The sequence below is a fragment of the Streptomyces sp. NPDC026377 genome (assembly GCF_055567715.1).
This window is the reverse complement of the sequence record NZ_JBVHPV010000001.1, coordinates 532477-557607: the sequence shown is the minus strand read 5'-3', so window position 1 is coordinate 557607 and position 25131 is coordinate 532477. Positions and strand designations below refer to the sequence as shown.

21 protein-coding genes are annotated in these 25131 nt (G+C 73.5%); 18 read left to right on the top strand and 3 right to left on the bottom strand.

Annotation, left to right across the window (positions count from 1 at the left end; all coding sequences use genetic code 11):
• Window positions 1-26 precede the first annotated feature (26 nt).
• The 10 genes from ACZ4MU_RS02360 (at window position 27) to ACZ4MU_RS02315 (ending at window position 11260) form a co-directional block, all read left to right on the top strand.
• On the top strand, window positions 27-833 hold the full coding sequence (locus ACZ4MU_RS02360) for an aldose epimerase family protein (RefSeq protein ID WP_467869870.1): 807 nt from the start codon (window positions 27-29) through the stop codon (window positions 831-833).
• 10 nt (window positions 834-843) lie between these two features.
• Complete coding sequence (pyrE, locus tag ACZ4MU_RS02355; protein ID WP_358832219.1) at window positions 844-1383, top strand: orotate phosphoribosyltransferase; 540 nt, start codon at window positions 844-846, stop codon at window positions 1381-1383.
• A 319-nt stretch (window positions 1384-1702) separates the two neighbouring features.
• Window positions 1703-2734 (top strand): class II fructose-bisphosphate aldolase, encoded by a 1032-nt coding sequence (fbaA, locus tag ACZ4MU_RS02350; RefSeq protein ID WP_467869867.1) that lies wholly within the window; start codon window positions 1703-1705, stop codon window positions 2732-2734.
• 98 nt (window positions 2735-2832) lie between these two features.
• Window positions 2833-4290 (top strand): MFS transporter, encoded by a 1458-nt coding sequence (locus ACZ4MU_RS02345; protein ID WP_467869865.1) that lies wholly within the window; start codon window positions 2833-2835, stop codon window positions 4288-4290.
• Window positions 4291-4564: 274 nt separating this feature from the next.
• Entirely contained in the window at window positions 4565-4978 is a 414-nt protein-coding gene (locus tag ACZ4MU_RS02340) for a DUF3151 domain-containing protein (protein ID WP_467869863.1), read from the top strand.
• Between the two features lie 184 nt (window positions 4979-5162).
• A complete protein-coding gene (locus tag ACZ4MU_RS02335) occupies window positions 5163-5933 on the top strand; it encodes a DUF3152 domain-containing protein (protein ID WP_467869861.1) in 771 nt (256 codons plus the stop codon).
• A 101-nt stretch (window positions 5934-6034) separates the two neighbouring features.
• Complete coding sequence (locus ACZ4MU_RS02330) at window positions 6035-7033, top strand: tryptophan 2,3-dioxygenase family protein (RefSeq protein ID WP_467869859.1); 999 nt, start codon at window positions 6035-6037, stop codon at window positions 7031-7033.
• Entirely contained in the window at window positions 7026-8216 is a 1191-nt protein-coding gene (gene kynU, locus ACZ4MU_RS02325) for a kynureninase (protein WP_467869857.1), read from the top strand. Before ACZ4MU_RS02330 ends, kynU begins: the two co-directional genes overlap by 8 nt.
• Window positions 8217-8691: 475 nt before the next feature.
• The gene (locus tag ACZ4MU_RS02320; RefSeq protein ID WP_467869855.1) at window positions 8692-9582 is read left to right on the top strand and encodes an alpha/beta hydrolase; all 891 of its coding nucleotides are present in this window, start codon (window positions 8692-8694) and stop codon (window positions 9580-9582) included.
• Window positions 9583-10042: 460 nt separating this feature from the next.
• Window positions 10043-11260 (top strand): cytochrome P450, encoded by a 1218-nt coding sequence (locus tag ACZ4MU_RS02315; RefSeq protein ID WP_467869853.1) that lies wholly within the window; start codon window positions 10043-10045, stop codon window positions 11258-11260.
• A gap of 104 nt (window positions 11261-11364) precedes the next feature.
• On the opposite strand, the gene ACZ4MU_RS02310 is transcribed toward ACZ4MU_RS02315, so the two are convergent.
• Window positions 11365-12273 (bottom strand): diacylglycerol kinase, encoded by a 909-nt coding sequence (locus ACZ4MU_RS02310; RefSeq protein WP_467869851.1) that lies wholly within the window; start codon window positions 12271-12273, stop codon window positions 11365-11367.
• A 144-nt stretch (window positions 12274-12417) separates the two neighbouring features.
• Between ACZ4MU_RS02310 and ACZ4MU_RS02305 the strand changes: the two genes are divergently transcribed.
• From ACZ4MU_RS02305 to ACZ4MU_RS02295, 3 genes are all read left to right on the top strand, one after another.
• Window positions 12418-13701 (top strand): adenylosuccinate synthase, encoded by a 1284-nt coding sequence (locus tag ACZ4MU_RS02305; protein WP_467869849.1) that lies wholly within the window; start codon window positions 12418-12420, stop codon window positions 13699-13701.
• Between the two features lie 93 nt (window positions 13702-13794).
• Window positions 13795-14316 carry a hypothetical protein gene (locus tag ACZ4MU_RS02300; RefSeq protein WP_467869847.1) on the top strand — a complete coding sequence of 174 codons (522 nt, stop codon included), beginning with the start codon at window positions 13795-13797 and terminating at the stop codon, window positions 14314-14316.
• Window positions 14301-15071, top strand: coding sequence for a bestrophin-like domain (locus tag ACZ4MU_RS02295; RefSeq protein ID WP_467869845.1), 771 nt, complete (start codon window positions 14301-14303; stop codon window positions 15069-15071). The genes ACZ4MU_RS02300 and ACZ4MU_RS02295 overlap by 16 nt, the downstream gene beginning before the upstream one ends.
• Window positions 15072-15116: 45 nt before the next feature.
• On the opposite strand, the gene ACZ4MU_RS02290 is transcribed toward ACZ4MU_RS02295, so the two are convergent.
• Entirely contained in the window at window positions 15117-16985 is a 1869-nt protein-coding gene (locus ACZ4MU_RS02290) for a serine/threonine-protein kinase (RefSeq protein ID WP_467869843.1), read from the bottom strand.
• A gap of 350 nt (window positions 16986-17335) precedes the next feature.
• Between ACZ4MU_RS02290 and ACZ4MU_RS02285 the strand changes: the two genes are divergently transcribed.
• The 5 genes from ACZ4MU_RS02285 (at window position 17336) to ACZ4MU_RS02265 (ending at window position 23802) form a co-directional block, all read left to right on the top strand.
• Window positions 17336-18697, top strand: a complete 1362-nt coding sequence (locus tag ACZ4MU_RS02285) for an aminotransferase class III-fold pyridoxal phosphate-dependent enzyme (RefSeq protein ID WP_467869841.1) — start codon at window positions 17336-17338, stop codon at window positions 18695-18697.
• 123 nt (window positions 18698-18820) lie between these two features.
• The gene (locus tag ACZ4MU_RS02280; RefSeq protein WP_467869839.1) at window positions 18821-19486 is read left to right on the top strand and encodes a GntR family transcriptional regulator; all 666 of its coding nucleotides are present in this window, start codon (window positions 18821-18823) and stop codon (window positions 19484-19486) included.
• Window positions 19483-21897, top strand: coding sequence for a glycosyltransferase (locus ACZ4MU_RS02275; RefSeq protein WP_467869837.1), 2415 nt, complete (start codon window positions 19483-19485; stop codon window positions 21895-21897). Before ACZ4MU_RS02280 ends, ACZ4MU_RS02275 begins: the two co-directional genes overlap by 4 nt.
• A gap of 170 nt (window positions 21898-22067) precedes the next feature.
• Window positions 22068-22718, top strand: a complete 651-nt coding sequence (locus ACZ4MU_RS02270) for a hypothetical protein (RefSeq protein WP_101389000.1) — start codon at window positions 22068-22070, stop codon at window positions 22716-22718.
• 139 nt (window positions 22719-22857) lie between these two features.
• Window positions 22858-23802, top strand: coding sequence for a class I SAM-dependent methyltransferase (locus ACZ4MU_RS02265; RefSeq protein ID WP_467869835.1), 945 nt, complete (start codon window positions 22858-22860; stop codon window positions 23800-23802).
• 333 nt (window positions 23803-24135) lie between these two features.
• On the opposite strand, the gene ACZ4MU_RS02260 is transcribed toward ACZ4MU_RS02265, so the two are convergent.
• Entirely contained in the window at window positions 24136-24861 is a 726-nt protein-coding gene (locus tag ACZ4MU_RS02260) for an SLATT domain-containing protein (RefSeq protein ID WP_467869833.1), read from the bottom strand.
• Window positions 24862-25131 lie beyond the last annotated feature (270 nt).

Below are 25131 nucleotides of genomic sequence, written 5' to 3'. Positions count from 1 at the left end.
GCGGTGGCGCCAGTAGGGTCAGGGGTGTGAGTAGCGACAAGAGTGTCCGGCTGGCGGCCGGCGACGTCGAGTTGACGGTCCGTCCGGACCTCGGGTGCCGGATCGAGAGCCTGCGGGTGGGCGGTACGGAAGTGCTGCGCCAGGGTGACAAGTACGGCTCGTTCCCGATGGTCCCCTGGTGCGGGCGGGTGGAGCGCGGCGAGTTCCGCAACGGCGGCACCAAGCACCGGCTGCCGCTGAACGCGGCGCCGCACGCCATCCACGGCACCGGCCGCGACACGGCATGGAAGCGGGTGCGCACCGGCGAGACCGAATCCGGGCACGCCGAGGCCCACTTCACGTACGACCTGGCCGAGCCGTGGCCGTACACCGGCCGCGTGACGCAGATCTTCGAGCTGTCCGAGAGCGCGCTGACGATCACCATGGGTGTGGAGACGTACGGTGACTCCTTCCCGGCGCAGGTCGGCTGGCACCCCTGGTTCCGGCGCAGCCTCGGCGGTGAGGACGTACGGCTGGAGTTCACCCCCGCCTGGCAGGAGGAGCGCGGGGACGACCATCTGCCGACCGGCCGCCGCATCGACCCCCTGCCCGGCCCCTGGGACGACTGCTTCGGCATGCCCGACGGCGTCGACGTCACCCTCGTCTGGCCGCGGCAGCTGGAGCTGAGGGTGACCAGCCGCAGCGAGTGGGTGGTGGTCTACGACGAGCAGGAGGAGGCGGTGTGCGTGGAGCCGCAGTCCGGCCCGCCCAACGGCCTCAACACGCTGCCGCGGCTGGTGACGCCGGTGGACCCGCTGGAGCTGGCGACGACCTGGAGCTGGCGGCGCCTTTAAGCTGGCCGACATGACTGATGTACGAGCCGACCTGCTCCAGCAGATCAAGGACAAGGCCGTGGTCCACGGCAAGGTGACCCTCTCCTCGGGCCGGGAAGCCGACTACTACATCGACCTGCGCAGGATCACGCTGGACGGCGAGGCCGCGCCGCTGGTCGGCCAGGTCATGCTCGACCTCACCGCCGACCTGGACTTCGACTGCGTCGGCGGCCTCACCCTGGGCGCCGACCCGGTGGCGACGTCGATGCTGCACGCCTCGGCCGCGCGGGGCCGGCGCCTGGACGCCTTCGTCGTCCGCAAGGCGCAGAAGGCGCACGGCATGCAGCGCCGGATCGAGGGCACGGAGGTCAAGGGCCGCCGCTGCCTGGTGGTCGAGGACACCTCCACCACCGGCGGTTCGCCGCTGACGGCCGTCGAGGCGGTGCGCGAGGCGGGCGGCGAGGTCGTCGCCGTGGCCACGATCGTCGACCGGGGCGCGGCCGACGCGATCACCGGGGCGGGGCTGACGTACCTCACGGGCTACCAGCTCGGCGACCTGGGCCTGGCATAACGGCTGCGGGGCGGTGGCGCGGGGCGGTGGGCGGAACGCCCCGGTTGTTCCCTGAGTCGTAACCGGTCCGGGGGAGTCGGAAAGATCGACTGACGGGCACTCCGAAAGTGGTGACCCGGGGCCTCGCGTCCCTGCCCACCGACTCTGACCTGCGCTTTCGATGAGGGGGCGGCTGTTTCACGTGAAACAGCCGCCCCCTTGTCCGTCCGCAGGGTGGAGCCGGGCGCAGAGTCTGGAAAGATGGGCCGCGACGATGACGTCGCCCCCAGGTCAGGGCCAGCACATATCGCACACCCCGCACATCACAAGGAGCGGACAGATGCCCATCGCAACCCCCGAGGTCTACAACGAGATGCTCGACCGGGCGAAGGCAGGCAAGTTCGCCTACCCGGCCATCAACGTGACCTCGACCCAGACCCTGCACGCTGCCCTGCGCGGCTTCGCGGAGGCCGAGAGCGACGGCATCATCCAGATCTCCACCGGCGGTGCCGAGTTCCTGGGTGGCCAGTACAACAAGGACATGGTCACGGGCGCGGTCGCCCTGGCCGAGTTCGCGCACGTCGTCGCCGCCAAGTACGACATCACCGTCGCGCTGCACACCGACCACTGCCCCAAGGACAAGCTGGACGGCTATGTACGTCCGCTCCTGGAGGTCTCGGCCGAGCGCGTCGCCAAGGGCCTGAACCCGCTCTTCCAGTCGCACATGTGGGACGGCTCCGCCGAGACCCTGGCGGACAACCTGGCCATCGGCCAGGAGCTGCTCGCCAAGGCCGCCGCCGCCAAGATCATCCTTGAGGTCGAGATCACCCCGACCGGCGGCGAGGAGGACGGCGTCAGCCACGAGATCAACGACGAGCTGTACACCACCGTCGACGACGCGCTGCGCACCGCCGAGGCGCTCGGCCTGGGCGAGAAGGGCCGTTACCTGCTGGCCGCCTCCTTCGGCAACGTCCACGGCGTCTACAAGCCGGGCAACGTCGTGCTGCGTCCGGAGCTCCTCAAGGACCTCCAGGAGGGCGTCGCCGCCAAGTACGGCAAGGCCGCTGGCAGCCACCCCTTCGACTTCGTCTTCCACGGCGGCTCCGGCTCCACCGAGCAGGAGATCGCGACCGCGCTGGAGAACGGCGTCGTGAAGATGAACCTGGACACCGACACCCAGTACGCCTTCACCCGTCCGGTCGCGGACCACATGTTCCGCAACTACGACGGCGTTCTGAAGGTCGACGGCGAGGTCGGCAAGAAGTCGACGTACGACCCGCGCACCTGGGGCAAGCTCGCCGAGGCGTCGATGGCCAAGCGCGTCACCGAGGCGTGCGCGAACCTGCGCTCGACCGGCACGAAGCTGAAGTAACGGGCGCGCGGGCCCATGGCCCGCGCTCCCCCGTCCGAGGCCCGGTATCCCCCACGCGGGGGGTGCCGGGCCTTGTGCGTTCGGCGAGAGTGGAGTGCATGAACGTGACGATGGGGACGGCGGCGGGGCGGTGGGTGCTGTTCACGACCGTGCTCGGGTCGGGGATGGCGATGCTCGACTCGACGGTGGTCAATGTGGCCCTGCCGCGCATCGGCGCCGACCTGGACGCGGACATGGCGGTGCTCCAGTGGACCGTCAACGCGTACATGCTCACCCTCGCCGGGCTGATCCTGCTGGGCGGGGCGCTCGGCGACCGGTACGGCCGCCGCAGGGTCTTCGTCGTCGGCGTCGTCTGGTTCGCCGCCGGCTCCCTGCTGTGCGGGCTCGCGCCGGACGCGGGCGTTCTGATCGCCGCCCGCGCCCTCCAGGGCATCGGCGGTGCGCTCCTGACCCCCGGCTCCCTCGCCCTCATCCAGGCGAGCTTCGCCCCCGAGGACCGGGCGGCGGCCGTCGGCGTCTGGTCCGGCCTGGGCGGCGTCGGGGCGGCCGTGGGGCCGTTCCTGGGCGGCTGGCTGGTGGACGGCCCCGGCTGGCGCTGGGTCTTCCTGCTGAACGTTCCGCTGGCCGCGCTGTGCGTGCCGGTGGCGCTGCGGCACGTCCCGGAGTCCAGGGACGCGCGCGTGCACACGGCCCGCTTCGACGTGACGGGCGCGGCGCTGGGGGCGCTGGCGCTCGCGCTGGTGACGTACGCGCTGATCGAGGCGCCCGGGCAGGGTGCCTCCCCGCTGGTGCTGGGCGCGGTGGCGGCGGGCGTGCTGTCGGGCTTCGCCTTCCTCCGCCTCGAACGGCGTCTGCCCGACCCCATGCTGCCGCCCCAGATCTTCGCCTCGCGCCAGTTCACGGCGGTGAACGTGGTGACGGTGTGCGTGTACGCGGCGTTCGGCGGCTTCTTCTTCCTGGCGGCGCTCCAGCTCCAGGTGGTCGCGGGGTACTCGGCGCTGGGCGCGGGCGCGGCCCTCCTGCCGACCACGGTCCTGATGCTGCTGCTGTCGGCCCGCTCCGGGGCGCTGGGCGAGCGGATCGGCCCGCGCCTGCCGCTGACGGTGGGGCCGCTGCTGTGCGCCGGCGGGATGCTGCTGATGCTGCGGGTGGGGGAGGGCGCGTCGTACCCGCGGGACGTGCTGCCCGCGGTCGTCGTCCTCGGCCTCGGCATGGTGACCCTGGTCGCGCCGCTCACCGCGACGGTGCTGGGGTCGGTGGACGCGGGGCGGGCGGGGCTGGCGAGCGGCATCAACAACGCGGCCGCCCGGGCGGCGGGCCTGATCGCGGTGGCGGCGCTGCCCCTGGTGGCGGGCATGTCCCCGTCGGCGTACCGCTCGGCGACGGAGTTCGGCTCGACGTTCCGGCGGGCGATGCCGGTGTGCGCGGGGGTGCTGGTGGTGGGGGCGGTGCTGGCGTACACGACGGTGCGGCGCCCGCGGACGGGGTGCCACGCGGAGTGCCGGGTGTGTTGCGGGGTGACGGGGCCGCCGCTGGAACGCGACCGTGAGGGGTGAGGGGGTTGTTCGCGGGGGGATCGGGGGCAGGGCTTCGTTTGTGCCCGCAGGCGGCGGTGGGCTGGTCGAGCGGTTCGCCGCGCCCCGGGGAGGTGGGGGGCCGAGCTCGCTCTTCGGGGGCGGCGGACCCATAGGGGCGCGGGGAACTGCGCGATCAGCCCCCACCGGGGCGCAGACGAACTCCGGGCCGGAAGGGGCAACCCCGGAGGGGCGCGGGAGCGGGCAGCGTGGGGGAGAAGACCCGGTTGCCGGCCGGACGCGGCAGACTGGCTCCATGTCCATTCATGAAAACCTCCTCGGCGGCCCCGCCCCCACCCACCTCCCCGACGACCCGGAACCCCGCGAGCTCCTCGCGCAGGGCACCGCCCCCGCCGACGTCGCCGCCAAGTACCCCCAGTCCTCCCTCGCCTGGGCCCAGCTCGCGGACGACGCGTTCGACGCGGGCCGCACGGTCGAGTCGTACGCGTACGCCCGCACCGGCTACCACCGCGGCCTCGACTCGCTGCGCCGCGCGGGCTGGAAGGGCCACGGCCCGGTGCCGTGGGAGCACGAGCCCAACCGCGGCTTCCTGCGCGCGCTGCACGCCCTGGCCCGCGCCGCCCAGGCCATCGGCGAGCAGGCCGAGTTCGAGCGCTGCACGACGTTCCTGCGGGACTCCTCGCAGCTCGCCGCCGACACGCTGAGCTGATCTGCGCGTATACGTACCGCCCGGACAATTGGCGTACGGGCGGTACGATCGCACGTGGTATCGAATACCGGACAATCGAACGAAGAACATCGCTCATCGATGAGCGAGCACCGCAGACGCGCTGGCGCACGAGGCCCCACACCTCTCCCCCCAACTCCAGCCGGGACCAGGGGAGAAGTCTGTCTTGGGCAAGCGAGCAGCCCGCAACGGAACCGGTCGCGCACATGGCCGGGCCCGACCCCGTAGCGATGGTGCGGGCGCGGCCCGGCGCGGCCCGCGCGCTCTCCGTATCGGCGGTCTCCTCGGCCTCGCCCTCGTCTGCGCGGCGGTCCTGACCGCGTGCCGCCCGGGTGACAACGATGCCGCGACCGACGGCGCCGGTGTGCCCGCCTCCGGGCCCGGCACCTTCACCGCCGCCCGCGCCTTTGGCGCCGTCGTCGGCACCGGAGGCCCCCTGCGCCGCTACCGGGTCCTCGTCGAGAACGGCTCCGACGTCTCGCCCGCCCGGGCCGCCACCGAGATCCAGGCGATACTCGCCCACCCCCGCGGCTGGGCCGCGCACGGCCGCGGCCGGTTCCAGCTGGTCTCCGGCGACAGCGCCGCCGACGTCACCATAAAGATCGCCACCCCGGCCACCACGGACAAGCTGTGCGCGGTCAACGGCGACACCCACGGCGAGCTGAACTGCGAGGTCGCCGGTGGTGTCGTGGTCAACCTCAAGCGGTGGGTTGCGGGTTCGCCGCAGTACGACGGGCCGCCCGCCGCGTACCGGCATCTGATCATCAACCACGAGATCGGCCACCTGATCGGCTTCCGCCGGCACATGGCCTGCCCGGGGCCGGGCAAGGCCGCCCCGGTGATGCAGCAGCAGATCAAGGGCCTGAACGGGTGCAGGTCCAACGCCTGGCCGTACACCGAGTCCGGCCGCTTCGTGGAGGGCCCGTCCGTGCCCTGACGAGGGTGGAGGGGCGTGCTTATGATGCGGGTGGGGACCGGGGCTCCGATGCCGATGAAGGAAGGGGCGGACCGCTACCCGGACACGTCGAGGAGACAGCGATGTCATCAAAGATGTCCGAACCGGCCGAAAATGCCGGAGCCGCCGCCCGATCCGCGGAAGCCGCCCCGTCCGGAGCCGCGCCCGCACCCGCCGCCGCAGCCGCGCCCGCATCCGCACCCGCCGACGCGGCCGTGCCCGCACCTGCACCCGGAACCTCCGCCTCCGCCTCCGCCTCCGTCGCCGACCCGGTCGACGCCCCCAACCTGGACTTCGCGGGCACGACCCCGTACGAGGACTACGTCCAGGCGGACGTGCTCACCCACCTCCAGCACCTGCGCTCGGACGACCCCGGCGAGATGGTCTTCCTGGTCACCACCCAGGTCATGGAGCTGTGGTTCACGGTCATCGTCCACGAGTGGGAGACCGCCACGCGCGCGTTGCGCGAGGACCGCGTGCAGGTGGCCGTGGACGCGCTCAAGCGGTCCGTACGCGAGCTGGAGGCGCTCAACGCGTCCTGGACGCCGCTCGCCCAGCTGACCCCGGCGCAGTTCAACTCCTATCGCTCGGCCCTCGGGGAGGGCTCTGGCTTCCAGTCCGCGATGTACCGGCGGATGGAGTTCCTGCTGGGGGAGAAGTCGGCGTCCATGCTGGTGCCGCACCGGGGCGCGCCGCGGGTGTACGCCGAGCTGGACAAGGCGCTCCAGGAGCCGAGCCTGTACGACGAGGTGCTCGCCCTGCTCGCCCGCCGCGGGCACGCCGTCCCGGCCGCGGTCCTGGAGCGCGACCTGTCCCGGCGGTACGAGCCCTCGCCCGAGGTCGAGGCGGTCTGGGCGGAGCTCTACGCCGGGGACCAGAACGGGGAACTCGTGCGCCTGGGCGAGGCGTTGACCGATGTGGGAGAGCTGGTGTGGCGCTGGCGCAACGACCATCTGGTGGCGACGAGGAGAGCGATGGGTGCGAAGACCGGCACGGGTGGCTCCGCGGGCGTGGCCTGGCTGGAGAAGCGCGCCACGAAGAGCGTGTTCCCCGAGCTGTGGACGGCGCGCAGCCATGTCTGAGTCCCTGGCCGGCAAGGCCGCGGCGCTGGACGCCGCAGACGAACTCGCCAAGCACCGCGAGCTGTTCGCCCTCGACGACGACACGGTCTACCTCGACGGGAACTCGCTGGGCGCGCTGCCGCGCCATGTCCCGGCGCGCATGCAGGAGGTCATCACCCGGGAGTGGGGCGAGCTGCGCATCCGCTCCTGGGACGAGAGCGGCTGGTGGACGGCGCCGGAGCGGATCGGCGACCGGATAGCGCCGATCGTCGGGGCCGCGCCGGGCCGGGTCGTGGTGGGCGACTCCACGAGTGTGAACGTCTTCAAGGCCCTGGTGGCGGCGGTGCGCCGGGCGCCGTCGGACCGGGACGAGATCCTCGTCGACGAGTCGACGTTCCCGACGGACGGGTACGTGGCGGGGTCGGCGGCGCGGATGACCGGCCGGTCGGTGCGGGCGGTCGCGCCCGGCGAGATGGTGTCGGCGCTGGGGCCGCGTACGGCGGCGATCCTGGTCAACCACGTCGACTACCGCACGGGCCGGCTGCACGACCTGCCCGGCATCACGGCCGCCGCGCACGAGGCGGGCGCGCTCACCGTGTGGGACCTGTGCCACAGTGCGGGCGCGCTGCCGGTCGGGCTCGACGCGCACGGGGTGGACTTCGCGGTGGGCTGCACCTACAAGTACCTGAACGGGGGGCCGGGTTCACCGGCGTATCTGTACGTACGGGGCGACCACCAGGCCTCGTTCGACTCCCCCCTGCCCGGCTGGAACTCGCACGAGGACCCCTTCGGGATGCGGGCGGAGTACGTGCCGGGGGCGGGCGCGGTGCGGGGCCGGGTCGGCACGCCGGACATCCTGTCCATGCTGGCCCTGGAGTCGGCCCTCGACGTCTGGACGGGCGTCTCCATCGACTCCGTCCGCGCCAAGTCGCTGGCGCTGACGGACTTCTTCCTGGAGTGCGTGGCGGAGTACGTGCCGTCGGGGCGGGTGGAGTCGGTGACGCCGTCCGCGCATGCGGAGCGGGGGAGCCAGGTGGGGTTGCGGTGTGAGGGGGCGGGGGATGTGATGCGGGCGCTCATAGCCGCGGGGGTGGTGGGGGACTATCGGCGTCCTGATGTGCTGCGGTTCGGGTTCACACCGCTGTATGTGGGATTTGGGGATGCGGAGAGGGCGGCGCGGGCGTTGTCCCTGGCCCTGGGTTAGCCCCACCCCGCCCCTTCCCTGAACCCTGCCGGGGGCGGGGGGGGGGCTTCCGGGGCTCAGCCTCAGTCCCCCGGGGCCGGGGCTGTGCCCCGGCCCCGTCCCCGTGTCTCCGGGCGGGGCCTGCGGCCCCTGCACCCCGCCCAGGGGCTGCGCCCCGGGCCCGTTTTCGCCTGCGGACCGTGGCGGGCTGGTCGCGCGGTTCCCCGCGCCCCCAAGGGGGACGGCCCACACCTGGAACTCAAGCTCCGCCCCCCACCCTCCAGGAGCAGGACCCTCCAGACGAAGCCCGGGCCCCGCAAGGGGCACGAGGAACGACACAAGCACGGCCCTATCAGGGGCGCGGGGAACGGCGCGAGCAACCGACCACGACCGGCAGACGAGTCCCCGGCCTATCAGGGGCGCGGGGAACGGCGCGGGCAACCCACCCCCACCCGCAGACGAACCCCCGCCCCCCCCGCCCCAAGAAAGGTGCCCCATGCAAGACCAAGACCCCACCCCCAGGGACGCCGCCGAAGCCGCCTCCGCCTTCTCGCACCCCCACGTCCCCCCGGACACCACCGCCCCCTACGGCCCCCACCCCGACCAGGTCATCGACTTCTACGCCCCCCGCCACGACACCCCGGGCGCCCCCCTCGTCGTCGCCCTCCACGGTGGCGCCTGGCGCGAGCGGTACGACCGGGGGCATCTCACCCCGTTCGTGGACTTCCTCGCCCGCCGCGGCTTCGCCGTCGCCAACGTCGAGTACCGACGCGGCGGGCTGCTGCCCAGACAGGGCGGCGGCACCCCCGTCGCCGGACGCTGGCCGGACACGTTCGACGACGTGGCCGCCGCCCTCGACTCGCTCCCCGCCCTCGTACGCACCCACCTCCCCACGGCCGACCCGCGCCGTACGGTCCTCACCGGCCACTCCGCCGGAGGCCACCTCGCCCTGTGGGCCGCCGCCCGCCACGTCCTGCCGCCCACCTCCCCGTGGCACGCGCCCGCCCCCGTCCCCCTCCGCGGCGTCGTCGCCCTCGCGCCCATCGCCGACTTCGCCACCGCTCTGGCGCTGGACGTGTGCGAGGGGGCCGTGCTCCAGCTCCTCGGGGGCGAGGGACCCGGAGGCGAGGAGAGGGCCGGGGCGCGGGTGGCGAGCGCGGACCCCGCCGCGCTCCTGCCCACCGGCATCGCCACCACCCTCGTCCAGGGCCGGGACGACATCGTCGTGCCGCGGGCCGTCGCCGAGGCGTATGCCGACGCCGCCGCCCGGGCCGGCGAGCCCGTCGGGTTCACCGTGCTCGACGGCGTCGGCCACTTTCCCCTCATCGACCCCGCGGCCGACGCCTGCGCGGTCGTGGCGGAGGAGATCGCGCAGCTGGCGTACTAGAACCGTGGGCTCGGGCGTACTGCACCCCACCTCGGGGCTGCGCCCCGGGCCCGGCATTCTTCTGTGGACCGTGGCGGGCTGGTCGCGCAGTTCCCCGCGCCCCCAAGGGGACCGCCCGCCCCCGGAGAACAAGCCTCGGCCCCCACCCCCACGGGCGCGAGCACCCCCCGGGGCCGGTAGACGAACTCGGGGCCCTGAAGGGGCGCGGGGAACTGCGCGCCCAGTCCCCACCGGCCGGCAGACGAAGTCCCGACTCCCCGCCTCCCCAGGGGCGCGGGGAACTGCGCGCTCAGTCCCCACCGGTCGGCAGACGAAGTCCCGACTCCCCGCCTCCCCAGGGGCGCGGGGAACTGCGCGACCAGCCCTCCACCCACCGCACCCGAACCCCCGCCCAAAACACCCACCCCCCGGCCGCCCGCCCAGGGCTTAAGGGAACGGGCGGGGTGGGGAAGAAACCCCCATGGACACCCACCCCTTCCACCCCACCTCCCCCCACTTCATCGCCAACCCCTACCCCGCCTACCAGCACCTCCGCCGCACCACCCGGGCCCACCACTACCCCCCCACCGGCCAGTGGCTCATCCCCCACCACGCCGACGTCTCCGCCCTCCTCCGGGACCGTCGGCTCGGCCGTACCCACCTCCACCGGTTCAGCCACGAGGAGTTCGGGCGTACACCCCCGCCTCCCGCCCACGAGCCGTTCCACACCCTCAACGACCACGGCATCCTCGATCTGGAGGGGCCGGACCACACCCGTATCCGGCGGCTCGTGGCGAAGGCGTTCACGCCCGGGCGGGTCGAGGAGCTGGGGCCCGTCGTCGAGCGGATCGCCCGGCGCCTCGTGGGGGACTTCGTCACGGCCGGCGGTGGGGACCTGCTCGCGGAGGTGGCCGAGCCCCTCCCCGTAGCCGTGATCGCCGAGATGCTCGGTGTCCCCGAGGCCGACCGGCATCTGCTGCGCCCCTGGTCGGCCGACATCTGCGGGATGTACGAGCTCAACCCGGACGAGGAGACCGCCGCCCGCGCGGTCCGGGCGTCCGTGGAGTTCTCGGCCTATCTGCGGGAGCTGATCGGTGAGCGGCGCCGCGCCCCCGCCCCCGACCTCGTCTCCGCCCTCATCGCCGTCCACGACACCGACGGCACCACCCTCACCGAGCAGGAGCTGATCTCCACCTGCGTCCTGCTCCTCAACGCGGGCCACGAGGCCACCGTCAACACCACGGCCAACGGCTGGTGGACCCTCTTCCACCACCCCGAGCAGCTCGCCCTGCTCCGCGCCGACCCGGCGCTCCTGCCCGGCGCCGTCGAGGAACTGCTGCGCTACGACACCCCGTTGCAGCTCTTCGAGCGCTGGGTGCTCGACGACATCGAGGTGGGCGACGCCCTGATCCCGCGCGGCAGCGAAGTCGCCCTGCTCTTCGGCTCCGCCAACCGCGACCCGGCGGTCTTCCCGGATCCGGAGACCTTCGACGTACGCCGCCCACCGGCCACCAACCGCCACGTCAGCTTCGGCGCGGGCATCCACTACTGCCTCGGCGCGCCCCTCGCCCGTCTCGAACTGACCACATCGTTCGGCCTGTTGCTGCGCGAGGCTCCACGCATGCGGCTGCTGGCCGAGCCCCGGTGGAAACCGGGGTACGTGATCCGCGGCCTCACCGCCCTCCAGGTGGAGGTCTGAGCGAGGGTCCGCGGCCTCCGGACCCCACCTCACCCCCGGGTCACCTCAGCTCGCGGACCACCTCAGCCGCGAGCCCCGGCCCCGAGCCCTGGCCCCGGGCCCCCTCACCCCCCGGCGGGCAGCATCAGCGACCACGACCCCGCCGTCCACGTACGTCTCCACACCGGCCCCACCACCACCGGCCCCACCCGGTACCGGAACCCCTCCCCGCCCCCGGCCGAGCCAGGGGACCCGCCCCCGGCCAAGCCCCCGGCCAAGCCCCCGGACCCAGCCCCTGCCGGCCCCCCGGACATCCCTCCCACCGACATCCCTCCCACCGACACCTCCACCACCGCCCCCCGCCCCCGCACCACCGACCCCCCGCACTCCTCCACCACCACCTGGACGACCCCCTCCCCGCACCCCACCGACACGCCCGCGAGGGGACGGTCCAGGTCGGTCAGGAGGGTGCCGTCCGTCTCGATGCGCAGGTGGTGCGCCAGCGCCGCCGCCACCGGGGTCGGCGCGCCCACCAGGGTCCGGACGAGCGAGCGGCACGTCCCCCACACCGTCGGGCCCACGGCTCGCGCGGGTGCCGGCGCCGGCGCCGGGATGCGCAGTTCCCCCAGCACCACGCCCCCGGCGTCGTCCACCAGGAGGCCGCGTCGGCGGGGAACGCCTTCCAGGACCGCCCGGGCCGCCGCGACCGCGTCCGTCGGCACCCCCAGTGACCTGGTGGTTTCCACGGTGGAAGGGGTTCCCACGGGCACCACGGACAGGGCCGGGCCGGACGGCTCACGATCTCGTTGGAGCAAGGTCACAGTACGTAGCAGGGCCCGGTCGTCACCTACCACCACCAGCCGCCGTCCACCCCGCCTGGCCAGGGCCCGGGAGAACTCCTCCGCCCCCTCCGGCCAGCATATTTTCGCCTGTGCGGCCGCGCACAGCACATCCTTCGCGATCCGTACGGACTCGCCGTCGATACGGCGGGCGACCGGGTCGATGACCACCAGTAGCCGGTCGGCAGCCGACACGTCGGTCCTTCCTCGGGTAGCATCTTTGTGCAAGAGCCCCTTGCGCTATTGCGCCAGGGGCTTCGTCTATTCCGGGGCACACGGGTGAGGCGGCGGACACGCCCCTGACCTTGGACATGCCCCGCCCGGAAGGGGTGTACGCCTGTGCCCGCACTTGTGCTGCTCGGTGCTCAGTGGGGTGACGAGGGCAAGGGAAAGGCCACCGACCTGCTCGGTGGATCCGTTGACTATGTAGTGCGCTACCAGGGCGGCAACAACGCCGGCCACACCGTCGTCGTCGGCGACCAGAAGTACGCGCTGCATCTTCTCCCTTCCGGGATCCTCTCGCCGGGGTGCACCCCGGTCATCGGCAACGGAGTCGTCGTCGACCCGGCGGTCCTGCTCTCCGAGCTGAGCGGGCTGAACGAGCGCGGCGTCGACACGTCCAAGCTGCTCATCAGCGGTAACGCTCACCTGATCACGCCGTACAACGTCACGCTCGACAAGGTGACGGAACGGTTCCTCGGATCCCGCAAGATCGGCACCACCGGCCGTGGCATCGGACCGACCTACGCGGACAAGATCAACCGCGTCGGCATCCGCGTCCAGGACCTGTACGACGAGTCGATCCTGACGCAGAAGGTCGAGGCGGCGCTGGAGTCGAAGAACCAGCTGCTCGCCAAGGTCTTCAACCGCCGTGCGATCGAGGCGGAGAAGATCGTCGAGGAGATGCTCCAGTACGCGGAGCAGATCAGGCCGTTCGTGGCCGACACGACGCTGATCCTCAACGACGCGATCGACGACGGCAAGGTCGTCCTCTTCGAGGGCGGCCAGGGCACGCTCCTCGACGTCGACCACGGCACGTATCCCTTCGTGACCTCGTCGAACCCGACCGCGGGCGGCGCCTGCACGGGTGCGGGCGTGGGCCCCACGAAGATCAGCCGGGTCATCGGCATCCTCAAGGCCTACACGACCCGCGTCGGTGCCGGCCCGTTCCCGACCGAGCTGTTCGACCAGGACGGCGAGGACCTGCGCCGCATCGGCGGCGAGCGCGGTGTGACCACCGGCCGCGACCGCCGCTGCGGCTGGTTCGACGCGGTGATCGCGCGGTACGCGACCCGGGTCAACGGTCTGACGGACTTCTTCCTCACCAAGCTCGACGTCCTCACCGGCTGGGAGCAGATCCCGGTCTGCGTGGCGTACGAGATCGACGGCAAGCGCGTCGAGGAGCTGCCGTACTCCCAGACCGACTTCCACCACGCGAAGCCGGTCTACGAGATGCTGCCGGGCTGGTCCGAGGACATCACCAAGGCGAAGACCTTCTCCGACCTGCCGAAGAACGCGCAGGCGTACGTGAAGGCGCTGGAGGAGATGTCGGGCGCGCCGATCTCCGCGATCGGCGTCGGCCCCGGCCGGACCGAGACGATCGAGATCAACTCGTTCCTGTAGGCGGACGCCCCGCCCCGAAGGGCCTGCCGGTACGTACCGGCAGGCCCTTCGGCGTCACTACTGCCGGTGCCGCGGCCGTATCGTGACGGCCCGGTGGTCGTTCTGCCGGGTGTGATCACCCGTCAGCTGCTCCTCTGCCTCGGCGTGAGCGTGGCGCTGGGCCCGCTCGGCGCGCAGGTGTACGCGGAGACCGGCGCGTGCCCGGTGGGCCCCGTGCCGGCGGCGCCGAGGGCCGCGCCGCCCGTGCCCGCGGCAACCGTGCCCGCCGCGCCCGTCGTGCCCGCCCAGGCCCCGCGGTCCCGGCCCGCGCCCCGCGGTGAACGCCCCGGTCCCGGCCCTCTCGCGGCCCCGGCCCGGCCCCGGGCGGCGGTGGCCGGGCCGCGTCCCGGGCCGCGTCCCGCCCCCGTGCGGGCGGCGGACGCGCGCGTGCCGCGGCCGGGGACGGCCCGCGCCCGCTTCGGCCACCCGTACCGCCCGAGTACGGCCGCTCGGGCCGCCCCGGCCGGGTTCTCCACGGTCACGCTGATGCTCCTCGTCACCACCCCGGCCGTCCTGGCCGCCGCGATCCTCCGCCCCCGATCCCGTTCCGGAGCCCGCCCGTGTCGCAATGGCTAGTCCTCGTCGTCGCCATGGCGCTCGTCTGCGCCGTCGTCCTGACCGTCACCGTCCTGCGCCACCGGCGGGTGGCCGAGGCCGAGGACCCCAGCGAGACGCCCGACGTCATCGAGTACATGGTGATGATGGTCGGCGTCGTGTACGCCATCGTGCTCGGCCTCGCGATCGCGGGGGTGTGGGAGGCGCGGGGCGCGGCCGAGGACTCCGTGCGGCGCGAGGCCCAGGCCCTGTACGAGGTCGGGCAGCGCGTCGACGTCTACCCGCCCGCCGTGCGCGACCGCGTCCGGGGCGAGATCGGCAGCTACGCCCAGCACGCGGTGACGGCCGAGTGGCCGCTGCTGGTCAAGGGGCGGGAGCCGTCGCCGGACGGCGCCGCGCTGCTCGCCGCCGTACGCGCCGACGTGGCCCACCGCGCCCCCGCCAACGACCTCCAGGCGCAGGCGTACCAGCCGCTGCTCGACCAGATCGCCACCGCCGACGACGCCCGGCACGCCCGCATCGCGGGCGCCGGGTCCACGCTGCCGGACGTCGTCTGGCTGGGCCTTCTCGCCGGGGCCGTGGTGACGATCGGGCTGATCTTCACGCTCCAGATCCGCCGCTCGGCCCGGGAGCTGCTGCTCGCCGGGATCTTCAGCGGCCTGATCGTCTTCCTGCTCTTCCTGGTGTGGAGTTTCGACGCGCCGTTCGGCAGGTCGGGCACGGAGTCGGCGGAGCCGCTGCGCGAACTCCTCACGCAGGCGGCCGCCGCCCGCTGAGCCGTCCGTGTACGCCCGTGCCCGCGGATCCTCGCGCTCCTCCGCTCACTGCTCCCCGGCCCTGTCGTACGTCAACTGCTCACCCGTGTCGTCGTTCTCGCGGCGCAGCCGGCCGTCCGCGAGGAGGGTGACGGTGGTGGCGGCGCCCGGGGAGCAGGACGTGGTCGGGCCGGACTCGACGCTCGACGGGCCGAACCTGAGCGGGCCGTCGGGGGAGCCGGGCGCGGCGGTGAGCCTGGCGCGGAAGACGCAGTGGTACGTACCGCCGGAGTCCAGCGGGCCGTCGGCCGTGAGCGTGAGCACCGTGTCGCCGACCTTGCCGGGCTGGATGACCAGGCGGCGGCTGTTGTGCCCGGAGCCGCTGTCGATGGACCCGGCCCAGGTCCCGAGGTACTGCCGCGGGACGTCCCCGGCCGGGCTCTCGCTCGGGCTCGGGCTCCGGCTCGGGCCGCTGGTGGCCGGGTCCGGGGTCGGCCGCGCGGAGGAGGGGACGGGCGAGGCCGAGGAGCCGCCGGTCCGCTTCGGCTTTCCGTTGTCGCCGTTCATGTACGCGTACACGGAGCCGCCCGCGGCGACCGCCACCACCAGCGCCACGACCACCAGCGCGATCGTCGATCTGGTGCTGCGTCGCGGACCGTCCTCGGGGGGCGGGGGCGGGCCGTAGCCGTAGGGGGGATTGGGGTGGGGATGGCCGTAGGCGGGGGGCTGGTGGGCGGGCTGATACGGATTCGGGGCGGGGCTGGCGTTGGGGTGCGGGGCCGAATTCAGGTGCGGGGCGGGGTACGGGTGCTGGGGGTACTGGGGCTGGGGCGGGTAGCCGGGGCCGCTCCCGTTGGCCCAGGCCGGGGGGAACGGGGGCGGCGGGGTGCCCGTCCCGTTGGGGGAGATCACGGTGGGGGTGGGGGCGGGGGTGGGTGCCGGGTCCGGAGCCGGGGGCGGGGTCGGGGGGCTCGGCGGGAGGGCGGGCATGGGGGGCAGGGCCGGGACCGGGGCCGGTGCCGTGCCGCCCTCGGGGTTCTCCACGTCCAGCAACTGCACGGCGTGGCTGCCGAGTTCGGCGACCAGGGGGCCGGGGAGCCAGGGGCCCGGGGAGGCGTCCTCGGGGCCGAGGCGCTCCAGGATCGCGTCGGGCGAGGGCCGTGAGCCGGGGGTCTTGTGCAGACAGTCGCGTACGAGGTCGCGCAGGGACTCCGGGACGCCGTCCAGCTCCGGGGGCTCCTGGGCGATCCGGAACATCAGCGCGTGCACACCGCTGTCGCTGCCGCCGAAGGGGAGCCTGCCGCTCGCGGCGTACGCCAGCACGGACCCCAGGCAGAAGACGTCGCAGGCGGGGGTGATCCGGTCGCCGCGCACCTGCTCGGGGGCCATGAAGCCGGGCGAGCCGACGAGCGCGCCGGTACGGGTCAGGCCCTCTCCGGCCGCGGTCTCCAGGGCCCGGGCTATGCCGAAGTCGATGACGCGGGGGCCGTCGATGGTGACGAGGACGTTGGAGGGCTTGAGGTCGCGGTGGATCAGCCCGGCGGCGTGGATGTCCTGGAGGGCGTGGGTGAGGCCGCGGGCCAGGACGCGTACGGAACGTTCCGGCAGGGGGCCGTGGTCGCCGCCCACCACGGTGTGGAGACTGGGGCCGGCGACGTATCCGGTGGCGACCCAGGGGACGGGGGCCTCGGTGTCGGCGTCGAGGACGGGGGCGGTCCACCGGCCGCCCACGCGGCGGGCGGCCCGCACCTCCTGCCGGAACCGGTCGCGGAACTCCTCGCGGGCGGCGAGATCCTCGCGCACGAGCTTGACGGCGACGGTGCGGCCGCGGTCGGAACGGGCGAGGTAGACCTGGCCCATGCCGCCCGCTCCGAGCCGCGCGAGCAGCCGGTACGCGCCGATCCGCTGCGGATCCCCGTCGTGAAGCCTCTCCATGGCGCCCGCCGCCCCCCTCGCTCGAACGAGCTTCAACGGGGTGAGGATAGTGGGTGGGGGGCCGGTGTGACCGTCGGATCCGGGGTGGCTTGTCGTGCGTCTGCGGATGGTGGCTGGCTGGTCGCGCAGTTCCCCGCGCCCCTGAGGGGGTTGCCTGTAGCGGGGTATGTGGCTCGGCCCCGTAGTTTTCAGGGGTGCGGGGAACCGCGTGGGCAGCCCGGCCCGGGGGTGGTCGGGGGCGGGTGAGCGGCTCGTGCTCCGGGAGGGGCGACACCCTGCCGACCCGCGGCCCCCAGGACAGACACCATGGCCATCCCCACCCCCACCCCCCACTCCTTACCCTGGGCCCCATGACCCCTCATGTCGACCCCGATCCCCGGGCCGGCGCGGCCGTGAAGGCCGCCGACCGTGCGCACGTGTTCCACTCCTGGTCCGCCCAGGGCCTGATCGACCCGCTCGCCGTCGCCGGCGCGGAGGGTTCGTACTTCTGGGACTACGACGGCAACCGCTACCTCGACTTCAGCAGCGGTCTCGTCTTCACCAACATCGGCTACCAGCACCCGAAGGTCGTCGCCGCGATCCAGGAGCAGGCGGGCAAGCTGGCCACCTTCGCACCCGCCTTCGCCGTCGAGGCCCGCTCCGAGGCCGCGCGGCTCATCGCCGAGCGCACCCCCGGCGACCTCGACAAGATCTTCTTCACCAACGGCGGCGCCGAGGCCGTGGAGAACGCCGTCCGGCTGGCCCGGCTGCACACCGGACGCCACAAGGTGCTGAGCGCGTACCGCTCGTACCACGGCGCCACCGCCCAGGCCGTCAACCTCACCGGCGACCCCCGCCGCTGGGCCTCGGACACCGGCTCCGCCGGCGTGGTCCGCTTCTGGGCCCCGTTCCTCTACCGGTCCCCCTTCTACGCCACCACCGAGGCCGAGGAGTGCGCCCGCGCCCTCACCCACCTGGAAGACACCATCGCCTTCGAGGGCCCCGCCGGTATCGCCGCGATCATCCTGGAGACGGTCCCGGGCACCGCCGGAATCATGACCCCGCCCCCGGGCTACCTCGCGGGTGTGCGCGAGATCTGCGACCGGTACGGGATCGTCCTCGTCCTGGACGAGGTCATGTCCGGGTTCGGCCGCACCGGATCGTGGTTCGCCGCGGACCTGTACGGCGTCACCCCGGACCTGATGACCTTCGCCAAGGGCGTGAACTCCGGGTACGTCCCCCTCGGCGGCGTCGCCATCTCCGCCGAGATCGCCGCCACCTTCGACAAGCGGCCCTTCCCCGGCGGCCTCACCTACTCCGGGCACCCCCTGGCCTGCGCCGCCGCCGTCGCCACCATCAACGTGATGGAGGACGAGGGCGTCGTCGCCCACGCCGCCCACATCGGCGCGACCGTCCTGGAGCCGGGCCTGCGCGAGCTCGCCGCCCGCCACCCGGCCGTCGGCGAGGTGCGCGGCACCGGCGTCTTCTGGGCGCTCGAACTCGTCAAGAACCGGGAGACGCGCGAGCCGCTCGTCCCGTACAACGCCTCCGGCGCCGACGCCGCCCCGATGACCTCCTTCGGCGCGGCCTGCAAGAAGAACGGCCTGTGGCCCTTCATCAACATGAACCGGACGCATGTCGTGCCGCCGTGCACCATCACCGAGGCCGAGGCCAAGGAGGGGCTCGCGGTGCTGGACGAGGCGCTGGCCGTGGCGGACGAGTACACCGTCTGACCACCCCGGACAGGCAGGAGACCCCCCCGCGCCCCGGGGGCGCGGGGGCCCCGCCCCGGGAAATCCCCCTTTCCCCACCCCTGGCCTATCGTGTGCGGAACACCGACGAGGGGAGGGGCGCCCGTGCCCGCGAGTGGCGGCGTGACCCGCAGTACGCTGCGGCAGCAGATCGCCGACGCGCTGCGTGACGAGATACTGGCCGGGCGGCTCCAGCCCGGCGAGGAGTTCACCGTCAAGCAGATCGCCGAGCAGTACGGGGTCAGCGCCACCCCCGTGCGCGAGGCGCTCGTCGACCTCACCGCGCAGGGTCTGCTCGACTCCGACCAGCACCGCGGCTTCCGCGTCCACGAGTTCACCGTCGAGGACTACCGGGGCATGGTCGAGGCCCGGTCCGTCGTGGTGAACGGCATCTTCCGGAAGATCACGGAGCTGGGCGCCGGGCACGGGCCCGCGCTCGTCTCCGTACGGCGCCGCGCCGAGGAGTGCGCCCGCGCCGCCCGCAGCGGCGACCTGAACATCCTCATCGGGTACGACCTGCGGTTCTGGCGGGAGCTCGGCGCCCTCGCCGGGAACCCGTACATCTCGGACTTCCTGCACCGGCTGCGGATGCAGTGCTGGGTCTTCGCCGTGCCGTACCTGCGGGGCCGCTCCGACCTGTGCGACTGGCTGTGGAACGGCCACGGGGACCTGGTCGACGCGGTGGTCCAGGGCGACGGCGACGCCGCGTACGCCGTGATCAGCGCGTACAACGACCACTCGCTGACCTGGGCGGAGCGGCTGAAGCGGTGACCGACGGCGGCCTGCTCGACCTCTCGGTCGTCGTCCCCGCGTACAACGAGGAACGGCGTCTGGGTCCCACCCTGGACGCGATCCGGGACCACCTCCACGACGCCCCGCTCTCCTGGGAGCTGATCGTCGTCGACGACGGGTCCCAGGACGGCACGGCGGACGTCGCCCGGGACGCAGCGGGCGCCGATGGGCGCATCCGCCTCGTCGCCGCCGACCGCAACCACGGCAAGGGCCACGCCCTGCGGCTCGGCGTCGCCGCGTCCCGGGGCGCCCGGGTGCTGCTCACCGACGCCGACCTGGCCACCCCCGTCGCCGAACTCGACCGGCTCACCAAGGAGCTCGACGGCGCCGAGGCCGCCGCCGCGATCGGCTCCCGCGCCCATCCCGAGGCCGACATAGCGGTCCACCAGAGCCGTATCCGCGAGTGGCTGGGGCGGATGGGCAACCGGCTGATACGCGCGGTCGCGGTCCCCGGCATCCACGACACCCAGTGCGGCTTCAAGCTCTTCGACGGCGACAAGGCGCGCGCGGCCTTCGCGGACGCCCGCCTCGACGGCTGGGGCATCGACGTGGAGATACTGCAGTACTTCCGCCGCCACGGCTGGGCCGTGGCCGAGGTCCCGGTCCGCTGGTCCCACCAGGAGGGCTCCAAGGTCGGCCCCGCCGACTACGGCCGGGTGCTCCTCGAACTCGTCCGCCTCAAAGCGCGCTCCGCCGGCCGCGCGAGCCTCGCCCTGTTCGGCCTCTTCCTGCTCTCCTCGGTCCTGCTCTACCAGAACCTGTGGGCCGATCTCGGCCACGGCTACCTCGCCGACTCCGGGCAGGACCAGAACCAGTGGGAATGGTTCTTCTCGGTCACCGCCGACAACGTCCGGCAGCTGCGCGACCCCCTCTTCACCACCCTCCAGGGCTACCCGGACGGGGTGAACCTCATGGGCAACACGCCCATGCTGGGCCTGTCCGTACCGCTCACGCCGGTCACGCTGGCGTTCGGTCCGACCGTCACCTGGGCGCTCGTGCTCACCCTGGGCCTGGCCGCCACCGCATACGCCTGGTACCGGCTCTTCGCGCGGTGGGTGACGGCCGATCCGTGGGCTGCGGGGCTCGGCGGGGCGCTCGCGGGCTTCGCGCCGCCGATGGTCTCGCACGCCACCGCGCACCCGAACTTCTGCGTCCTGTTCATGATCCCGGTCATCATCGACCGGGCGCTGCGGCTGTGCTCACCCACCGCCGACGTACGCCGTGACGGCGTGCTGCTCGGGCTCTTCGGCGCGTACCAGATCTTCCTCGGCGAGGAGGTGCTGCTCCTCGCCTCGCTCGGCACGCTGCTCTTCGCGCTGTCGTACGCGCTGGCCCGCCGCGAGGTGATCCGGCAGGCAGGACCCACCCTCGCCAAGGGCCTGGGGGTGGCCGCCCTGGTCTGTCTGCCGCTGGTCGCCTATCCGCTGACCCGGCAGTTCTTCGGCGAGCAGAGCTACCACTCGGTGCTGCACGGCGACGCGGCGGGCAACAGCCCGCTGTCGTTCTGGACGTTCTCCGGGCGGTCGCTGCTCGGGGACGAGGCGGCGGCGGACAAGCTGGCGCTCAACCGGACCGAGCAGAACGCCTTCTACGGCTGGCCGCTGATCCTGCTGGCCCTGGTGATCACGGTACGGCTGTGGCGGCATGCCCTGGTGAAGGCGCTGGCCCTCACGGCGGTCGCGGCCGCCCTGCTCTCGCTCGGCCGGAGGATCCGCGTCCCGTACACGGACGTGGTGCTGCCGGGCCCCTGGCGCGCCCTGGCCCACCGGCCGCTCTTCGAGTCGGTCATCGAGGGCCGGGTCGCCATGGTCTGCGCGCCGGCGGTCGGCGCGCTGGTCGCGCTCGCCGCCGGGCGGGCGGCCACGGCGGGCCGGGCGAAACGGACGGCCGTCCTCGCGGCGGTCGCGGCGGCGCTGCTGCCGATCGTCCCCACCCCCTTTCCGGTGACCGCGCGGACTCCGGTGCCGCCGTTCTTCGCGGACGGCCTGTGGCGGACGTATCTCAAGCCCGGCGAGTCCGTGGTGACCGTGCCGCTGCCGGACCCGGCCGCCGCAGACGCCCTGCACTGGCAGGTCCGCGCGGGTCTCGGCTTCCCGCTGCCCGGCGGCTACTTCAACGGCCCCTGGGGCCCGGACCGGATCGGCATCTACGGCGCCTCCCCGCGCTGGACCTCCAACCTCTTGCGCGATGTGCGCTACGGCGCCCCCATCCCCCCCATCGACGACGGCTGGCGCGCCCAGGCGCGGGCGGACCTGGCGTACTGGAAGGCCGGGCTCGTCGTCCTGCCGCCGCAGGAGAACGAGGAGGCGCTGTACACCACGGTGTCGCGGCTCCTCGGCAGCGAGGGCCGGCGGGTGGACGGGGTATGGATCTGGGACGTGGGCCGCTGAGGGCCGGCGGCGGTGGGCGTTTCTGGGTCTCACGAGACGTGCGGGACGCCCGGGCCGGTGGTCCGGCGGCGCGTTGACGCGTGCTCCGCACGGGAGTTGACGGGCGAGCTTCGCGGAGCGTGCTCGGCGGACTACGCTGTCCCGACCATCGCGACCTCGTAAGGAGCCCCGTGGCCTGTGACTTGTGGCTGGTCCCCCTCGTCGACGTGCTGTGCCACAGCCCCGACAACCCGTTCGCCGAGGAGATCGCCTCGTACGACAAGGCACTCGGTGAGGCAGGGCTGCCGCCCGTGCCCGTCTTCGCGTACATGCCCGGCCTCTCGGGCGACGTCGCCCCGGTCGCGGGCTTCGACTACGACGCGCTGCACTTCCTGCGCCGCGCCTACCTCCTCCAGCTCTGCCGCCTCGCGGTGACCCCGGTGGACGAACTCGGCGGCGACTACGAACAGCTCCTGGAGATGTTCGAGACGACGGCCCAGCAGTCCCATCTGGTCTGGCACTACGACCACGCGGGCGCGTACGTGCCGGTGGACTTCCACACCCCGCTCGCCAACGAGGAGCTGCTGGCCGGCGGTGGTCCGCTGGGCTCCACCCACGGGCTGCTGAGGGAGCTGGAGTTCGTGGCCCCGGCGATCGGCATAGACCCGGTCAACCCGCCGATGGCGCCCGCCCCGCCGGACCGCCCGACCTCGCTGGAGGAACCGGCCGGCCCCATCCCGTACGACGAGAGCCCCTTCGCCCGGGAGCGGCACGTGTGGCTGGGGCTGCACGCGGCGGCGACGCGGTCGCTGGCACAGGGCTCAATGATCATCTTCAGCTGAGGTCGCGGCGGGCGCGCGGTGGCGCCGGGCGGGGGTGCCGTGGAGCGCGGTGCCGCCGGGCGGGGATGTCGCCGCGCCACCACCGGCCTCACCCCTGGCCGTAAACTCCGCGCCATCCGGCGGGAGTAGGACCGGGTCCATGGCACACACGACGAGCGCCGCGAGCGCCGCCCCGGACCGCTTCTCCGACGTCAAGGGGTGGTTCTGGCCCGCCGACCAACTGCTCTTCGACTGGTTCCTGGCCCGCCAGGAGCGCCAGGGCCTCCGGGGTGACCTGCTGGAACTCGGCGCATACCTGGGCAAGAGCGCGATCTTCCTCGGGTCGTACCTACGGCCGGGCGAGACGTTCACGGTCTGCGATCTGTTCGACTCGCCCGCGCCGGACGACCCCAACAGCGAGGAGATGGACCGCTCGTACGCGACCCTGACGCGGCGGGCCTTCGAGGCGAACTACCTCTCCTTCCACGACTCCCTGCCGGTGGTCGTGCAGGCCCCCACCTCGGTGATCACCTCACGGGTGCGCCCCGGCACCTGCCGCTTCGTCCACGTGGACGCTTCACACCTGTACGAGCACGTGTACGGGGACATCGAGGCGGCGCGGGAGCTGATCGCGCCGGACGGGATCGTGGCGTTCGACGACTTCCGGGCGGAGCACTGTCCCGGGGTGGCGGCGGCGGTGTGGGGCGCGGTGGCGACGCACGGGCTGCGGCCGGTGTGCATCACCGGCACGAAGTTCTACGGCACGTGGGCGGATCCGGAGCCGGTGCGCTCCGAGCTTCTGTCGTGGCTTGGGGGTCGTTCCGACATGTGGCACGGGGTGGAGGAGGTGGCGGGGGCGCCGCTGATCCGGATCGACGGGAAGAAGGCGGTGGCGCCGCAGGCGCCGCGCTCCCGCCACGTGGGGGTGGCGTCCCCGGGCTCCGGTCCCGCGTCCCCGGCCCCCGTGCCCGCGCCGCCGGCGTCCCCGGGCGCCACGCCCCCGCCGCCGGCGCCCCTGGGCGCCACGCCCCCGCCGCCGGCGTCCCCGAAGCGGCGGCCCCCGCTGGCGCGCCGCCTGGCGAGGTCGCTTCTGCCGCGTCGCTGAGGACTTGATCCCCCACCCCGCCCCTTCCCGAAAGCCCTGGCCGGGCGGCCTGCGTTTTCGCCTGCGGACCGTGCTGGGTTGCTCGCGCAGTTCCCCGCGCCCCTAACCACCCAGGGGCGCGGGGAACGGCGCGAGCAACCCAAGCAGACCCGCGGCCAAGGTCCGGCCCGTCAAGGGGCGCGGGGAACTGCGCGACCAGCCCCCACCGGCCGCAGGTGAACCCCGGGCCGATCAGGGGCGCGGGGAACTGCGCGGGCAAGCCCCACCCACCCGCAGGCGTAGGACCGGCCGCCCGCCCGAGGGCTTGAGGGAACGGGGCGGGGTGGGGAAAACCTATCGGGGGGACTCCGGCGGCCGCTGGCGCGGCATGTTCGGCCGCGTCCCCGGCGGAAGGGGAAACCGCCCGGGCCCGGGCGCGACATCCGGCCGAGGCGACGCCGCCGCCAGGGACTGCATCACCAACGGCGCCGGCCCCGACCGGAACTCCACCATCCAGTCCGCCGTCTCCGACCGCACCAACTCCGTCACGTCCTCGGAGAACCGCCGCAGCACCGACAGACACCGCTCCGCCGCCTCCCCCGCCGTCCCCTCCGTCGGCCCCAGCACCTCCCGCACGCTCTCCGACGCCCAGTCGAACTGGAGCCCCTGCAACCGCCGCTGCACCGCCTGCGCCGTCGCCACGTCCCGCATCCACCCGGACGTCAGCCCGAAGTAGCGGTCGCAGGCCAGGCACGCCGCGCCGAGCAGGAGGAAGACGTACCCCCAGCCGGAGGCGCCCGACAGCGCCCCCGTCACATCCAGCAGCGGCAGCGTCGCCCCGGCGATCGCGCCCCCCGCCGTGCACACCCGCAGCGCCCGCGCCCCGCGCCGCTTCCACAGCCGGTCCGCCAGGTACCACTCGGCCGTGCGCAGCGCCCCCGCCTCGACCCACCGGTACAGCTCGTCCAGCCGTTCCGCGGGCTCGCCCCAGTCGCCGAGCGGGAACGGGCGTCCGGTCAGGTCGCGCTCGTCCCGGGGCGGTCCCGGGGGCCCCTCGGGCTGCATCTCCGGCTGGCTCACCCGGCGCTCCCTCCGCGGTGCGAATCGTCATCCCACGTCCCCGCCGCCGACGACGGCAGTGACGGTGACGTAACGTACAGTTACGTCTTTCGGCCTCCCCCGAGACGTGACGGCCCTTCCTACCGCCGAATGGTGGGGGCCAGAGCCGGTATCCCGGGTTTTCACCCCGTAAGTGGGCCTTGATCAGGTCGGAGAACCTCCGTGGAGTCACTCGAAAGAGTTGCGGAGCAGGGCGCGGGGAGACCACGTAGGCTCGGAGTGCCGGATCCT

Excerpts from the sequence above, each read along its gene's own strand:
- ACZ4MU_RS02345 (WP_467869865.1), top strand. The coding sequence starts at position 2,833 with ATGAACGTGACGATGGGGACGGCGGCGGGGCGGTGGGTGCTGTTCACG.
- fbaA (WP_467869867.1), top strand. The coding sequence starts at position 1,703 with ATGCCCATCGCAACCCCCGAGGTCTACAACGAGATGCTCGACCGGGCG.
- ACZ4MU_RS02315 (WP_467869853.1), top strand. The coding sequence starts at position 10,043 with ATGGACACCCACCCCTTCCACCCCACCTCCCCCCACTTCATCGCCAAC.
- ACZ4MU_RS02285 (WP_467869841.1), top strand. The coding sequence starts at position 17,336 with ATGACCCCTCATGTCGACCCCGATCCCCGGGCCGGCGCGGCCGTGAAG.
- ACZ4MU_RS02290 (WP_467869843.1), bottom strand. The coding sequence starts at position 16,985 with ATGGAGAGGCTTCACGACGGGGATCCGCAGCGGATCGGCGCGTACCGG.
- ACZ4MU_RS02330 (WP_467869859.1), top strand. The coding sequence starts at position 6,035 with ATGTCATCAAAGATGTCCGAACCGGCCGAAAATGCCGGAGCCGCCGCC.
- ACZ4MU_RS02340 (WP_467869863.1), top strand. The coding sequence starts at position 4,565 with ATGTCCATTCATGAAAACCTCCTCGGCGGCCCCGCCCCCACCCACCTC.
- pyrE (WP_358832219.1), top strand. The coding sequence starts at position 844 with ATGACTGATGTACGAGCCGACCTGCTCCAGCAGATCAAGGACAAGGCC.
- kynU (WP_467869857.1), top strand. The coding sequence starts at position 7,026 with ATGTCTGAGTCCCTGGCCGGCAAGGCCGCGGCGCTGGACGCCGCAGAC.
- ACZ4MU_RS02265 (WP_467869835.1), top strand. The coding sequence starts at position 22,858 with ATGGCACACACGACGAGCGCCGCGAGCGCCGCCCCGGACCGCTTCTCC.
- ACZ4MU_RS02320 (WP_467869855.1), top strand. The coding sequence starts at position 8,692 with ATGCAAGACCAAGACCCCACCCCCAGGGACGCCGCCGAAGCCGCCTCC.